Annotated in this window: 15 protein-coding genes; 7 read left to right on the forward strand and 8 right to left on the reverse strand. The window is 64.9% G+C overall.

Annotated features, from left to right (window positions below; genetic code table 11):
• Nucleotides 1-36: 36 nt before the first annotated feature.
• Together QMX83_RS06355 and QMX83_RS06360 are read right to left on the reverse strand one after the other, a co-directional pair.
• Nucleotides 37-297 carry a hypothetical protein gene (locus QMX83_RS06355; protein ID WP_282295791.1) on the reverse strand — a complete coding sequence of 87 codons (261 nt, stop codon included), beginning with the start codon at nucleotides 295-297 and terminating at the stop codon, nucleotides 37-39.
• 65 nt (nucleotides 298-362) lie between these two features.
• Nucleotides 363-899, reverse strand: coding sequence for a carboxymuconolactone decarboxylase family protein (locus QMX83_RS06360; RefSeq protein ID WP_282295792.1), 537 nt, complete (start codon nucleotides 897-899; stop codon nucleotides 363-365).
• Between the two features lie 83 nt (nucleotides 900-982).
• On the opposite strand from QMX83_RS06360, the gene QMX83_RS06365 reads away from it, so the two are divergent.
• Complete coding sequence (locus tag QMX83_RS06365; protein WP_282295793.1) at nucleotides 983-1,870, forward strand: AraC family transcriptional regulator; 888 nt, start codon at nucleotides 983-985, stop codon at nucleotides 1,868-1,870.
• Between the two features lie 7 nt (nucleotides 1,871-1,877).
• Here QMX83_RS06365 and QMX83_RS06370 read toward each other — a convergent pair whose 3' ends face one another.
• Nucleotides 1,878-2,807 carry an alpha/beta hydrolase gene (locus QMX83_RS06370; RefSeq protein WP_282295794.1) on the reverse strand — a complete coding sequence of 310 codons (930 nt, stop codon included), beginning with the start codon at nucleotides 2,805-2,807 and terminating at the stop codon, nucleotides 1,878-1,880.
• Between the two features lie 25 nt (nucleotides 2,808-2,832).
• Nucleotides 2,833-3,582 carry an SDR family oxidoreductase gene (locus QMX83_RS06375; RefSeq protein WP_282295795.1) on the reverse strand — a complete coding sequence of 250 codons (750 nt, stop codon included), beginning with the start codon at nucleotides 3,580-3,582 and terminating at the stop codon, nucleotides 2,833-2,835.
• Nucleotides 3,583-3,686: 104 nt separating this feature from the next.
• Here QMX83_RS06375 and QMX83_RS06380 point away from each other — a divergent pair, with 104 nt between their 5' ends.
• On the forward strand, nucleotides 3,687-4,601 hold the full coding sequence (locus QMX83_RS06380) for a LysR family transcriptional regulator (RefSeq protein ID WP_282295796.1): 915 nt from the start codon (nucleotides 3,687-3,689) through the stop codon (nucleotides 4,599-4,601).
• Nucleotides 4,602-4,610: 9 nt separating this feature from the next.
• Here QMX83_RS06380 and QMX83_RS06385 read toward each other — a convergent pair whose 3' ends face one another.
• Complete coding sequence (locus tag QMX83_RS06385; RefSeq protein ID WP_282295797.1) at nucleotides 4,611-5,510, reverse strand: alpha/beta hydrolase; 900 nt, start codon at nucleotides 5,508-5,510, stop codon at nucleotides 4,611-4,613.
• 204 nt (nucleotides 5,511-5,714) lie between these two features.
• Here QMX83_RS06385 and QMX83_RS06390 point away from each other — a divergent pair, with 204 nt between their 5' ends.
• On the forward strand, nucleotides 5,715-6,248 hold the full coding sequence (locus QMX83_RS06390; protein WP_282295798.1) for a hypothetical protein: 534 nt from the start codon (nucleotides 5,715-5,717) through the stop codon (nucleotides 6,246-6,248).
• Nucleotides 6,249-6,396: 148 nt separating this feature from the next.
• On the opposite strand, the gene QMX83_RS06395 is transcribed toward QMX83_RS06390, so the two are convergent.
• Nucleotides 6,397-6,816, reverse strand: coding sequence for a hypothetical protein (locus QMX83_RS06395; RefSeq protein ID WP_282295799.1), 420 nt, complete (start codon nucleotides 6,814-6,816; stop codon nucleotides 6,397-6,399).
• 225 nt (nucleotides 6,817-7,041) lie between these two features.
• Here QMX83_RS06395 and QMX83_RS06400 point away from each other — a divergent pair, with 225 nt between their 5' ends.
• Nucleotides 7,042-7,917, forward strand: a complete 876-nt coding sequence (locus tag QMX83_RS06400; RefSeq protein WP_282295800.1) for an ATP-grasp domain-containing protein — start codon at nucleotides 7,042-7,044, stop codon at nucleotides 7,915-7,917.
• A gap of 93 nt (nucleotides 7,918-8,010) precedes the next feature.
• Here the strand turns inward: QMX83_RS06400 and QMX83_RS06405 are convergent, their stop codons facing one another.
• Both QMX83_RS06405 and QMX83_RS06410 read right to left on the reverse strand, forming a co-directional pair.
• Nucleotides 8,011-8,529: a hypothetical protein gene (locus QMX83_RS06405; protein ID WP_282295801.1), complete on the reverse strand. Its 519-nt coding sequence runs from the start codon at nucleotides 8,527-8,529 to the stop codon at nucleotides 8,011-8,013.
• 54 nt (nucleotides 8,530-8,583) lie between these two features.
• Nucleotides 8,584-9,015, reverse strand: coding sequence for an SMI1/KNR4 family protein (locus QMX83_RS06410; RefSeq protein ID WP_282295802.1), 432 nt, complete (start codon nucleotides 9,013-9,015; stop codon nucleotides 8,584-8,586).
• Between the two features lie 246 nt (nucleotides 9,016-9,261).
• Between QMX83_RS06410 and QMX83_RS06415 the strand changes: the two genes are divergently transcribed.
• From QMX83_RS06415 to QMX83_RS06425, 3 genes are read left to right on the forward strand one after another with little or no spacing between them, the layout of a single operon-like run.
• Nucleotides 9,262-9,894 carry a TetR/AcrR family transcriptional regulator C-terminal domain-containing protein gene (locus QMX83_RS06415; protein ID WP_282295803.1) on the forward strand — a complete coding sequence of 211 codons (633 nt, stop codon included), beginning with the start codon at nucleotides 9,262-9,264 and terminating at the stop codon, nucleotides 9,892-9,894.
• Nucleotides 9,895-9,935: 41 nt separating this feature from the next.
• Nucleotides 9,936-11,039 carry an efflux RND transporter periplasmic adaptor subunit gene (locus QMX83_RS06420; RefSeq protein ID WP_282295804.1) on the forward strand — a complete coding sequence of 368 codons (1,104 nt, stop codon included), beginning with the start codon at nucleotides 9,936-9,938 and terminating at the stop codon, nucleotides 11,037-11,039.
• Entirely contained in the window at nucleotides 11,036-14,113 is a 3,078-nt protein-coding gene (locus tag QMX83_RS06425; RefSeq protein ID WP_282295805.1) for an efflux RND transporter permease subunit, read from the forward strand. Before QMX83_RS06420 ends, QMX83_RS06425 begins: the two co-directional genes overlap by 4 nt.
• Nucleotides 14,114-14,340: the final 227 nt, after the last annotated feature.

Genomic DNA, 14,340 nt, shown 5'->3' on the forward strand with positions numbered 1-14,340 from the left:
GGCCATGGGAATGCGTGGGCCGGCCAACGGCCGGCGCTACCGGAGAATGCACGCCGTGGGATAGGCATCCCGGTGCACGCCATCCACGGTCACGATGGCGTCCAAGCGCACGATGCGGCCATCATCAAGCCGCATCGTCTCCACCCCGTCATGCGCGGTGATATCGACAATGCGGTTGTGGAGAGTCTGCATGCTGCCGTTCTCTTCAATCACAATCGGCACCGCACGCCGCTGCACCGCAACGGTTTCCAGCACATCGTGAAACTCACAGTTGATCGGAACATAAGGCCGGGACATGGCGAACTCCTGAGTAGTAAAGAGCGCAGGCAGGCCGCACATCGCGGCCCGCCCGGGCGCAACACTCAACGCAGCTTCACGCCGGGAAAATCGACCGGCACCGCAAACGCCACGTTGACGTAGTTGGTGAACAGGTTCAATGCCACATGGGCGAGGATCTCGACGATCTCCTCATCGCTGAAGCCGACGCCGCGCAGCTGGGTCACGTCGCCGTCTTCAATCTGGCCACGACCTTCCACCACGCGCAGGGCGAATTGCAGAGCGGCAGCGGTCTTCGGGTCGTCGGACTGACCGGCCTGTGCCGCACTCATCTCCTGGCTGCTGGCACCGGCCTTGCGGCCCAGTGCGGTATGCGCGGCCAGACAGTACTCGCAGGCGTTGCGGTTGGCGATGGCGACGGCGATCTTCTCGCCCAGCGCGGCCGGAATGACGCCGCCGCCCAGGGCACCGAAGGAACCCCACATGCTTTTCAGCGCGGCCGGGGAATTGGCCACGGCACGGAACATGTTGGGGGTGGCCCCGAACGCCGAGTGGATCTGGCCGAGCAGGGCCTGGGTGTCGCCGGTTGCGGCAGCGGGGGTAACAAGCGGGATACGGGACATGGTCTGGATTCCTGTTGAGGACCGGTCCGAAATGGCCGGTTGACGGTCATACTAGGAACCCGAGCAGGACGTTTGGTGTCTATATGTCGCAGATTGATGTCAATTCGTCCGATTCGGCGGTGCCGGCCATCGACCGGCTCACCCCGGTGCTGGAGCGCTTCCGCGTCCAGGCCAGCCTGTTCCATGCCGGTCCCTTATGCGGACTGAGCACCTTCGACGCGCAGCCTGGGCGAGGCTTCCTGCATGTACTGCGTCGTGGCGAAATGGAACTGCTGCATCGGCAGGGCGCGAGGACCGAGCACACCCATCTGTGCGAACCCACCCTGCTGTTGTTCCCGCGCGCGGTGCACCACGAGTTCATCAATCCGCCGGTGGACGGCTCGGACTTCACCTGCGCCACGCTGGACTTCGACGGCGGCAACCGCAATCCCATCGTGCAGGCGCTTCCCGATGCCGTCGTGTTGCCGCTGCGCGAGATTGAGGGTCTCGGCGGAGCGCTGGATCTGCTGTTTGCCGAAGCCGACCAGACCCGCTGCGGCTCGCGCCTGCTTGCCAACCGCCTGTTCGAGGTGGTGTTGATCCAGGTGTTGCGCTGGATCATCGACCATCCCGAACGCGCCCAGGTCACCCCCGGGATGATGCGCGGCCTTTCAGAGCCGCGACTGGCCAAGGCGTTGATGGCCGTGCACGCCGCCCCGGAAGCCGACTGGACGCTGGAGCGGATGGCCGAACACGCCGGCATGTCGCGCAGCGCGTTCGCCGCGGCGTTCAAAACCGCTACGGGTGCCACACCGGCCGCGTATGCATTGGACTGGAAGCTCAATGTGGCGACGTCGTTGCTGCGTGCGGGCCGCCCGGTGAAGCAGGTGGCACTGGAGCTGGGCTTTGCGGATGCGCCGACGTTCTCGCGAGCGTTTCGTCGGCGCAATGGAAGCTCTCCACGCGAGTGGTTAAGCCAGCGGGATGTGTGAAGTCCAGTCACCGATCCAGGAATGCCACCAGTGCCGGGATCGTCTGCTCCGGAGCCTCTTCCATCAACCAGTGCCCGGAGCCCTTCACGATCACGCCCTGCACGTTGGTGTCCACCAGCTTGGCCTGGTCGATCAGGAACTGCCCACCGGCCTTCTCGCCGGACAGCACCAGCATCGGCATCTGCAGCGGCGTCTTCGCAAATCCTGCAAAGTCCTTCGCATCCTGCTCGAACGCCTTGAAGTACTCAAAGCCGGCGCGCATGCCGCCCGGACGTGCGTACTCCTGCGCATAGAACTGGCGGTCGGCTTCCGGCACTGAATGCATGCGGTCGGCGGCGAAGTCATTCCAGAAATGCTCGAAGTAGGTGCGCTCGCGCCCGTCCACCAGCTTCAGCGGGGTTTCGCCGTAGAAGTGGAAATGCCACAGGTCGCGCAGCAGCCACACGTGGGTCCAGTCGCCCACGCCGGGCAGGAAGGCGTCCATCAGCACGATGCTGTCCACCTCGTCCGGGTACTGCGCCGCGTAGGCGTAGGCCACCATCAGGCCGATGTCGTGGCCGACGATGCGCACCTTGGGGTAGCCGAGCTTCTGTACCAGTGCATGGATGTCCTGGGCCACGGTCTTCTTGTCGTAGCCGCCTTCCGGTTTGGAGGACTGGCCGGCCCCACGGAGGTCCGGCGCGATCACCACGTGTGTGCCGGCCAGCTTCGGCATCAACGGCCGCCACATGTGGCTGGTCTCGGCGTAGCCGTGCAGCAGCACGACCGGTAGCGCGTCGCCACTGCCCGCCTGCAGGTAGTGCAGGGTGACGCCGTTTACATCGGCACTATGGTCCTGGATCTGGCTGCTGCCAGCGGCGTGCGCAGTGGCGTTCAGCGCGCCCAACATCACCAGCACCGCGGCAGTACGACGGAACAGTCGAATGAAGGTATGCATGACAGTCTCCTGAGGTGGGTGTGGGTTACAGCTGGCTCATGCCGCCGTCGGCAATGATCTCGGTGCCGACGATGTAGGCCGATTCGGGCGAGGAAAGATGCAGCACCGTGGCGGCAATCTCTTCCGGCGTGCCGAAGCGGCCGAGCGGAATCTGGCTCTGGATCTGCGCGGCGGTGGCTTCCAGCTGCGCCGCGTCCAGCCCCAGCTTGTTGTAGATGGGCGTGGCAACCGGGCCCGGGCTGAGCACATTCACGCGTACGCCGCGCGGCAGCAGCTCGGCTGAGAGCGTCTTGGCCAGGGAAATCACCGCAGCCTTGCTGGCGGCATACACCGAGGTGTTGGGCATGCCGATGCGGGCATTGATCGAGCCATTGATGACCACCGAGGCACCGCTATTGAGCAGCGGCAGCAGTGCCTGCAGCTGGAAGTACGGGCCCTTGATGTTGGTGTTGAAGATCTGGTCCCACAGCACCTCGTCCACGTCCGCGAACGGGGCGAACTTCGCAGCGCCGGCGTTGAGGAACACCGCGTCCAGTCGGATGCCTTCGGCGGCCAGGGTGGCGGCCAGCGCCTGTGCGGCGGCGGGGGCACCGGCATCGTTGACGACTGCCAGCGCGGTCGGTCCGAGCGCGGTGCGGGCCTGTTCGAGGCTGGTCGCATCGCGACCGGTGATGACCACGCGGGCCCCTTCGGCGGCAAATGCCTGGGCGCTGGCCAGGCCGATACCGCTGCTGCCGCCGGTGATCAGGATGGTCTTCTGGTTGAAACGGTTCATGGTGGACTCCGGTAAACACAGCCGATTGCTGTGAGGCAATGGTGGCAAGGCCTGCGGGCGTTTCCGTGCCACAATCGCGACGAACTCGTTCGAAAGGATCGAACATGTTGTCCAGTGAGGAATTGGCCCTGTTGGAGGCCATCCGGGAAACCGGCAGCCTGTCGCGGGCAGCGGCCCGGCTGGGCAAGGCCCCGTCCACCGTGTCCCATGCTGCCCGCCAGCTGGAAGCGCGCTTTGACGCGTTGCTGTTCGACCGCCGCCGCTACCGCCTGCAGCTCACCCCGGCTGGGCAGCTGCTGGCCCAGGAAGCCTCGCGGGTGATGCTGGATGTGGACCGGCTGACCCGGCGGGTCAAACAGGTGGCCGGTGGCTGGGAAGACCGGTTGTGGATCGTCACTGACGAGATCCTGGAGTTTGAAACCCTGCTGCCGGTGATCCGCGCCTTCGATGCGCTCGACAGTGGGGTGACCCTGCGCATCACCCATGAAGTGCTGACCGGTACCTGGGACGCGCTGCGCGATGGTCGCGCCGACGTGGTGGTGGGTGCGACCAACGAGCCGCCCGTGATTCCCGGTCTGCGCTGGTTCGAACTGGGCGTGATGGACTGGGTGTTCGCGGTGGCTCCGCATCATCCGTTGGCCACGGCCAACGAACCGCTGGAGGCTGCGGCGCTGCTGCAGCACCGCGCGGTGGTGGTGGCAGACACCTCGCGACGCGTGGATGTCCGCGGCTATGGCGTACAGGGTGGGCAACCCACACTCGCAGTGCCCAGCATGCATGCCAAGATCCACGCCCAGCGCGAAGGGCTGGGTGTGGGCTGGCTGCCGCGCCAGCGCGTGGCCGGCCTGCTGCAGCGAGGCGCACTGGTCGAGAAGACCGTGGCCAATCCGCGCGAACCGAACCTGTTGTATGTCGCGTGGCGCGGGGACCATCAGGGTCGCGCGCTGGACTGGTGGCTGGCGCAGCTTCGGCAGGAACGCCTGGCTGCGCGCCTGGTGCAGGGCATCGAGGTCATCTAAGTGACGCCGCTATGCCACCCCTGCGGTCTGTTGCGGGGGTAGATGCTGTTCGATCCACTGTTTGAAATCGGCCACCACCCCCTCACGCCCCTCATCATTGAGCAGGTCATGGGCGTGGTGCTTGTACAGCTTCAGGGTCTTGTCCTGCGAGCCGGCGTTGTCGAAGAAGATCTGGCTGCCGGCCGGCACCGTAACCTTGTCGGCATCACCGTGCACGATCAGCACTGGCAGGTGCAGGCTGGAGAAGCCACGTTCCAGACGGTCGTTGCCGGCCAGCATCTGTGCCACGGTCAGCGCGGTCTGCTTCTCGTTGGCGATCAGTGGATCGGCATTCAGCGCCCTTACCACCTCGGGCAGCCGCGAGAACTCCTTGTTCGGCAGCTTCAGTACACCCAGGGTGGGGAAGGGGCCACTCAGCCAGCGCACCAGTGACAGCACCGGCGCAGGGGCAGGCACGCGGAAGGCGAAGCTTTCGCAGATCAGCCCGGCCAGTTCGTCCTGGTGTTCCAGGCTGTAACCAGTGGCGATCACGCCGCCCGCGCTATGGCCGAGCAGGAACACCGGCAGCCCCGGCTCGCGGGCACGGGCCAGGCGCAGCAGGCTGTCCACGTCGGCCAGGTAATCGTCGAAGTGCCGCACGTGGAAGCGCGGGCCGCTGGATTTGCCGCGCCCGCGCAGGTCCACCGCGTACACCGCCAGGCCCATCGCGGTGAACTGCTCGGCGGCCCACAGGTAGTGGCCGCTGTGCGAGTTGAAGCCCGGGACGATGGCCAGCACCGCGCGCGGCACCCCGGCCGGTCGCCAGCTGCGGATGAAGAGCTCGCCCTCGCCGCCGGCGATGATCTCCTCACTGCGCGACGGACCGGGGCGGCCGGGACCGGAAGCAACGGCATGCAGGGTGCTGTTCATGGCAGATCCTCACGACGGGGAAGGGACGCCCCATGCGGCCGCCAATCGGTGGCAGGCAACAGGAACGGCGATCAGGGGGAGCGACCGGCATCCAGGGATGCCGTATAGAAGCCAAACGCACGAGCCCGGCAGCAACGGCCACGCGGTTGCGGGCGTAGGATGGTGTCGTACAGGTGGACCCTGACGGGTCCAAAGGAGCTCCCCATGCTCGACGCCCTGCCCGTGCTCGATGCCATCCTGCAGCGTCACGCTGCCGAACTGGGCAAGGACCACCTGCCGTATCGCAATCACGCGTACCGGGTGGCCAATTTCCACTGGTGCCTGTTACCCGGAAGTGATGAGGACCGGTACGTGCTCTCGGTCGCCGCCGCCTTCCATGACCTCGGCATCTGGACCGACGGCACCTTCGACTATCTAGGGCCTTCAGAGGCCCAGGCGCGTGCCTATCTGGAGGCCGAGGGTTGTGGGGACCTTGTGCCGCTGGTGCTGGCGATGGTTGACCATCACCACCAGGTATCGGCGATGGAAAGGACGGCTGATCCGCGCATTGAGGCGTTCCGGAAAGCGGACTGGATCGACGTCACTTTGGGTCTGCGCAGGTTCGGCGTGCGAGCCGAGGAGTTCAACCGCATTCTGGCGCGATTCCCCCGGCTGGGCTTCCACCGCCGGCTGGTGCAGTTCGCCTGGCACCACGGACTTCACCACCCGATGAATCCGCTGCCCATGCTGCGGCGGTGATGATTTGGTAGGGTCGCACGACAGTCGACCGCCGATAGAAGTCATCGCTGCTGGAAGGCATGACCACCGAACGAAGAAACGCTCCTCCGCCACAGCTCACGCCCCATCGTACTGATCACAGCTATCGGCGGTCGACTGTCGTGCGACCCTACCGAAATGCTTCCCCGTCCCTCAGCCTGGCTTCGTCACCATTGACCTCTACCGTCGTAATCGGGGATGTCGGTGTCGCGATGATGAATCTGGCCCGGTACTCGCAGTAGCACGCGGCCATCTCTTCATTGGATGTCGCAAGGCGATAACTCAGCTTTATCGTTTCGCCAGAGAGGCTAGCTTTCGCGTCCATGCCCTGATCGTAGCCACAAGTGTCGGCACTGCGTACCAGATAGGTCGTCAAAATGCCTTCCTGCTTTCGCAGAACCTCGGGTGCATATGACTCATCCTCCCAGTCTCCTTCGCACCCCAAATACTTGAACTCCCTAAGCAATCCCTGGTCGCTGTCGAAATCACCAGGGTTCGAGCAGGCCGTTAGACCCAGAAGGACCACAAAACCAATTCCGATTTGACGCATTGCTCCATTCCTTTGCAGGGAAACACCATGACCCGGTAGGGTCGGACGACAGTCGACCGCCGATAACGCTTATCGCTGCTGTAACGCATGACCAATGAACGGAGAAACGCATCTCCGCCACAGATCATGCCCTATCGCGCTGATCACCACTATCGGCGGTCGACTGTCGTGCGACCCTACCGGACATCTTCATGACCCTATCAGACATGCAGGACACCCGGCCTGTTGTCGCCCCTTTCTCGACATGGCAGCATTCCGGTCAAGACCGGGGAAGCAATGCCAATGGCAACAGTGCGATGGATCGTTCAATCCAATCTGGGCAGTCGGGGGGACATAGAGGCGATCGCCGATGCCTGCCAGAAGCTGGGATTGGAATGCCTTCAGGTGGGCGTCATCCCCTTCTCCGACGAATTGCCCGAGGTGCCGGCCGACGCTCCCGCCATCTTCTACGGGTCGGCAAACTTTGCCACCAACGTGCATCGTTCTGGTCGCTGGGCACCGGGTGTGTTCTTCGACGAGCAGGCGTTCCAGTTCACCCACACGCTTGAGCATTACGGAGACGAGTGTCTTAACTCGGACGCACGGATAACGACCATGGCCGGGTTGGCGGCACTTGATCTGGCCGACGACCTGCGCCTGTTTGTGCGTCCGGTAGCGGACTTGAAGGAATTTGCCGGGACCGAATTCGCCATGGGCGAGTACCGCACCTGGTATGCGCGCTTGGCCGGGGGTGGGTTTGATCTGGGCCCCGATACACCGATCATCGCCGCCTCGATCAAGCCTATCGAACATGAGTGGCGGCTGTTTCTGGCAGACGGCCGGGTGGTGGCCGGTAGTCACTACCGCAGTCATGGCGAGTTGCAGGTATCTCCAGAGATTCCGCCTGAGGTACGCGTCTACGCCGAGCGGATGGCGGCGGTCTGGAGTCCTTCGACCGTGTTCGTACTAGATGTGGCGCAATCGCAGGGACGCCTCTGCGTCATCGAGATAAACGGATTCAACAGCTCAGGCTTCTACGCCAGCAACATTCGGGACATCGTGGAGGCCGTTTCCGAAGTGGCGGCACGCTCTGGACCATCCGACGCCCACCCCGCCGCATGAATGCCGAATCGGTAGGGTCGGACGACGGTCGACCGCCGATAGCATTGATCAGCACGGTAACGTGTGACCTTCAACGCAGTAAGTCGCCCTTGTTCAGCGGCCATCCGCCATCGCGCCGTGCCTCTTCAGTACCTGTAAGAGGTTGTCCTGCAGCTGCTGCGCCGAAACGATGCCGCTCGAGATCAGGTCGACTTCATCTTCAAGAAGGGAGAGCTCTACCCACAGTTCACGCGACAGATCCGTCATCGCGCCAATGGCAATCGACTTCCAGATGGCAGAAGGAACACTCATCTCTCCGGCGACAAGCCGTGCGCCGATGTCAGACAATAGCCAACATCCGGCCTGCTGCCAGTTGGCCGTCCGCGCTCCGATTTCGAGCGCGTCCAGCGCCGCAAACTGGTCATGGGATGTCGCGATCTCGATGATCTCGATCGGCGGTGCATCCAGTGCTTCGATCAGGCCATACGCCCACGCGTTCGCTTCCTCGGCTGTCCTGATACCCAGCTCGATTCCCACCAAGAAATAGGCGCAGATGGACGCGTGATCCGCGTCGGCAGGAAACCCCTCCGTTGCACAACCTGCAATCACGGATGCGACTACGCCAGCGTTCAATGGATGCTTCCTGCAGAGTTGACGTTGAATCCTACGGATTCACCACGCTTCAGTTCAAGAACGTACCAGCGAGCGCTGTGCCACACGTGCCTGGATGGCTGCCAGCGTTTCTGCGGATTTCTGGGCAGAGCGCATGACAGAGGCGATGCCTGGCTTCCAGACCGTCAGCTTGCCCGTCTCGTGATGCCAGTGCCGGATTTCCGGTTCGACCGCTCCATCGACGATGCGCATCACCAGATGGTTGCCGGTGCCGTTGTTGGCAACGGCCAGAAGGCCGAGCGTGCGCAGGTGCTGCCCCCACGCGCCGCGCAGATTCTCATAGGTGATCGCGCCGGCCGTCTTCCTCGGGTTGGCAGGGTCGAACACGGGGAAGAAGCGCCAGCCTCCGGGAAGCTCGTTGCAGTTGTGGGTTCGCCAGATCGCTTTCAGTGCCTCGGGAAATGTGAGGTTCAACTCGATCTCGGCGTTCTTGATCAGTTCGTCCATGGGGCGCTCAAGGGGGTACGGGTTGGGTCCGGCGGAAGCGTGCCTCCGACGCTGGTCATGCGTTACCGGGTGCTGCACCGTCGTCGGCAGTCGCCTTGCGGCCGACTCTACCAAAGCGCAGCGTCCGCCTGGACCAAGGGATCCCGGCACCCCAGTGCCCGGGGCCAAACCCGACACCCCCTCTTGCACCCTCAAACCTAACACTGTTAGATTCCATCCCTAACAACGTTAGGTAACCTCCCCTCCATGCGTCAGGCCATCGCCCGCGACAACATTGTGGACGCCGCCTTCAAGCTGCTCGACGAAGCCGGCATGGAGGGCGTCACCCTGCGCAAGGTGGCCTGCTCGCTGGGTATCCGGGCCCCGTCGCTGTACTGGCACTTCAAGAGCAAGCAGGCGCTGGTCGACGCCATGGCCGACGCCATGATCGTGGACGTGGCCCGGCACATTCCCGAGGGCCAGCCGTGGCGGCAGACCCTGCTGCAGATCGCGCGCGAGTTCCGGGTGGCGTTCAAGGCGCGCCGCGATGGCGCGCGGGTCTATGCCGGCACCTTCATTGCCACCGAGAACGTGCTGCGGGTGGGCGAGGCCAGCATTGCCGCGCTGACCGCTGCCGGTGCACCGGCCAGCTTTGCCGCGACCACCGCGATGGACCTGGTCTACTACACGATGGGCTTCGTCATTGAAGAACAGTCGTGGCCGGGCGACGGCAGCATGGAAGCGCTGGGCGAGGCCTTCATGGCCCTGGCCGAACAACGTTTCCCGCACTGCTGGCAGGCGCGCGAAGTCTGGCGCGAAGTCGATTTCGATACCCGCTTTGAACAGGGCGTGGGGCTGATGCTGGACGGCATCGAACAACGCCTCGCCCGCACCTCCTGAATCCACCTCCCTTACCGCTGCTCCGACACGGAAGCTCATCCATGCGTTCGCCCTTACTTCGCTGCTCCCTGCTTGTGCTTTCCCTCGCCGTGCTGACCGCCTGTGGCGGCAAGGACGATGCCGAGGCCGATGCGGCCACCACCTCGGCGCTACCGGTGTCTGTCGCCGCCGCACAATCGCAGGTAATGCCGCGCACGGTGCTGGTATCCGGGCCTGTCAGTGCCTTCGAGGAAATGCAGCTGGGCGTGGAAATCAGCGGCCAGCGCGTGACCGCGTTGAACGTGGATGTGGGCCAGTATGTAAAGAAGGGCCAGATCCTGCTCCAGCTCGACCACCGCACCCTGGACAGCGAACTCGCCCAGGCCGAAGCGTCGCTGCGCCAGGCGCAGGCATCGCAGGAGCTGGCCCGGCTGAACTACCAGCGCAGCGAAAAGCTCGCCGCCGAGAAGCTCATCAGCGAAAGCAGCCTGGACGAGCTGCGTGCCAATCGCCTCAACGCCGAAGCGCAGACCGCGACCGCCCGCGCCGCGCGTGACTCGGCGCAGCTGCGCCGCGACTTCGCCGACCTGCGTGCACCGGCCGATGGCCTGATCTCCAAGCGGCTGGTCCAGCCTGGACAGGTGGTGTCGGCCGGCACCGAACTGCTGCGCCTGATCCGCGACGGCCGCCTGGAATGGCGTGCCGAACTGCCGGAAGACCAGCTGGCCGGCGTGGCCGTAGGCAATTCGGTACAGCTGCCGTACGCGGGGCAGACCATCACCGGTCGTATCCGCGCCGTCACGCCGGGCGTGGATGCGCAAACCCGCACCGGCACCGTCTACGCGGACCTGCCGGAGCCGGGCACGCTGAAGCAGGGCATCTACGTGGAAGGCCGCATCGTCACCGGCGACGGAGAAGTGCTCACCATTCCCACCGCCGCCATCGTGCAGCGCGACGGCCACAGCTATGTGTTCAGCGTCAACGACAAGCAGCAGGCCACCCGTCACCGCGTACGCACCGGTCAGGTCCAACAGGGTCGCACCGCAATCCTGGAAGGGCTGAAGGCCGGCGACAAGGTCGTGGTCGACGGTGCCGGGTTCCTGGGTGAAGGTGACCGCGTGCGCGTGGTCGATGCCACGGCCGCCAAGAAGGCGGACGCGCAATGAACTTCTCCGCCTGGGCGATCAAGCGCCCGTTACCTGCACTGCTGATCTTCTTCGTGCTGTGCGTGGCCGGCCTGTGGGGTTTCCACCAGTTGCCGGTGGCGCGCTTCCCGGACATCGCCTTCCCGATGACCACGGTCACCGTGACCCAGCCGGGTGCGTCGCCCAGCCAGCTCGAAGCGGAGGTCACCCGCAAGGTGGAAGACTCCGTGGCAACGGTGAACAACGTCAAGCGCGTGATCTCCTCGGTCAGCGAAGGCGTCAGCACCACCACGATCGAGTTCCAGCTGGAGGCCGATCTGGCCACGGCGCTGGACGACACCCGCGACGCGGTCACCCGCATCCGTACCGACCTGCCGCAGGACATCCAGGAGCCGGTGATCTCCAAGGTGGACATCGGCGGCTCGCTGATGACCTACGCGCTGGTCGCTCCGCACATGACACCGGACGAGGCCAGCTGGTTCGTCGACCGTGACATTTCCCGCGCGATGTACGGCGTACCCGGCGTGGCCCGGGTCACCCGCGTCGGCGGCGTGCAGCGCCAGGTACGGGTGGACCTGGACCCGAACGCGCTGATCGCCATGGGCATCACCGCCGGCGACGTCTCGCAGCAGCTGGCGCGCATCCAGGTGGAACGCGCCGGCGGCAAGGCCGAGATCGAAGGCGCGCAGCAGACCATCCGCACGCTGGGCACGGTGGGTGACGCGCAGGCGCTGCGTGACTACTCCATCGCCTTGCCGGACGGCCGTTCGGTGCGACTGTCCACGCTGGCCAAGGTGACCGATGCCGCGGCCGACCCGACGGAGGCGGCGCTGCTCGACGGCGGCGCGGTCGTGGCCTTCTCCATGTCGCGTACCCGCGGCTCCAGCGAAGTGAAAGTCGAAGCCGGCGTGCACGAGGCGCTGGACAAGATCAAGGCCGAACACCCCGGCATCGACTTCAAGCTGGTCACCACCGCCATCGATGAAACGCATCGGTCGTACGATTCGTCGATGACCATGCTGTACGAAGGCGCGTTGCTGGCGCTGCTGGTGGTGTGGTTGTTCCTGCGTGACTGGCGCGCCACCTGGGTGTCGGCGCTGGCCTTGCCGTTGTCGATCATTCCCACTTTCGCGGTGATGTATTTCTTCGGCTTCACCCTGAACATGATCACCCTGCTGGCCTTGTCGGTGGTGGTCGGCATCCTGGTGGACGATGCGATCGTGGAGATCGAAAACATCGTGCGCCACCTGCGCATGGGCAAGCCGCCACTGGAAGCGGCGCGCGAAGCAGCCGGCGAAATCGGCAACGCGGTGATCGCCACCTCGCTGACCCTGGCCGCGGTGTTCATCCCGGTCGCCTTCATGCCCGGCATTGCCGGCAAGTTCTTCCGCGAATTCGGCTGGACCGCGGCGACGGCAGTGCTGTTCTCGCTGCTGGTCGCGCGACTGCTCACCCCGATGATGGCGGCCTATCTGCTGAAGCCACACGGGGAAGAGAAGCCCGAGTCGAAGCTGATGACCTGGTACCTCGGCTGGGTGGACGCCGCGCTGCGTCATCGCGGCCGTACCCTGTGGCTGGCTACCGGTCTGTTCGTGGCTTCGTTGGCGCTGGTGCCGCTGATTCCGGCCACCTTCATTCCGCAGTCCGACCTGGGCCGCAGCAATCTGAGCCTGGAACTGCCCCCGGGCACCCGCCTGCAGGAAACCGTAGCCGTGGCCGAGCAGGCGCGCGCGCTGCTCAAGGACATGCCGGAGCTGAAACAGGTCTACACCGCGGTCGGCAGCGTGCTCGACCTGGGTGACCCCAGTGCCACCGGCGTCGGTGAACCGCGCAAGGCCACCCTGGTGCTGGATTGGGGGCTCGCCGATGACCGTGACCGCGACCAGCGTGCGCTGGAGCGTGATGCACGCCAGCGCCTGGCCAATCTGCCGGGCGTGCGCGTGAGCTATGTCAGCTCCGAACCGGGCAATCTGCTGCAGCTGGTGCTGTCCGGCGATGACCCGCAGCGCCTGCAGGACGCCTCAACCGCACTGGAACGTGACCTGCGCAGCATCCAGGGGCTGGGCAGCGTGACCTCCACGGCCTCGCTGCTGCGTCCGGAGATCCAGATCGTGCCCAACGCCGCGCGCGCCGCCGACCTCGGCGTGGCCACGGCGGATATCGCCGAGGCGGCCCGGATCGCCACTGCGGGCGACTACGAACAGCGACTGGCAAAACTCAATCTGCCGGACCGTCAGGTACCCATCCGCGTCGGCTTCGCCGAATCCGACCTGGCCAATCCGTCGCTGGTGCACCAGTTGCGTGTGCCCGGTCGCGACGGTCCGGTGCCGCTGGCGGCCGTGGCCGACATCCAGCCCGGCAGTGGCCCGTCGCAGATATCGCGCTACCAGCGGCAGCGCAACGTGACTCTGACCGCTGAGCTCAACGGCCGCCCGCTGGGTGAAGTGATGACCGAAGTGCAGGCCCTGCCCAGTGTGAAGAAGTTGCCGCCGGGCGTGACCTTCCTCAACACCGGCGACGCCGAAGTGTTCGTGGAACTGTTCATCGGCTTCCTGCTGGCGATGGCAGCCGGGTTGATCTGCATCTACATGGTGCTGTTGCTGCTGTTCAACCACGCGCTGATGCCGGTGACCATTCTGGCGGCCGTACCGCTGTGCGCCGGTGGTGCCTTCGGCGCGCTGCTGATCACCCAGAACATGCTCTCGCTGCCGGCATTGATCGGCCTGCTGATGCTGATCGGTATCGCCACCAAGAACTCGATCCTGCTGGTGGACTACGCGGTGATGGCCGAAGACGAGCAGGGCATGAGCCAGCACGATGCGCTCATTGATGCCTGCCGGAAGCGCGCCCAGCCGATCATCATGACCACGCTGGCGATGGGTGCCGGCATGATGCCGATCGCGCTGGGTTTTGCCGGTGACTCCAGCTTCCGCGCGCCGATGGCGATTGCGGTCATCGGCGGCCTGATCACCTCCACGCTGTTGAGCCTGATCGTGATCCCGGCGGCCTTCACCGTGGTCGATGACGTCGGCGACTGGCTGTCGCGGAAATTCCGCCACCGCTCCTCGCATCATTCGCACGCTGTGGGCGATTGATGCGCCCGCCGCGTCTTGATGGCGTGGCAGGCCCGGGTAGGGTCGGTCGATAGACGACCGCCGATAACGGTGATCGGCACGGTGACGCATGACCTCGGCCGATGGAACCTCTCCGGCCAGGGTCATGCGTCAATGCATTGAACGGATGGGTCGGCGGTCGTCTATCGACCGACCCTACCAAGGCGGACTATGTGTCCTTCCCGATAGGCGATGAGTTCTGCGCAGCA

Source organism: Stenotrophomonas sp. PS02289, from assembly GCF_029960115.1.
Classification (GTDB): domain Bacteria; phylum Pseudomonadota; class Gammaproteobacteria; order Xanthomonadales; family Xanthomonadaceae; genus Stenotrophomonas.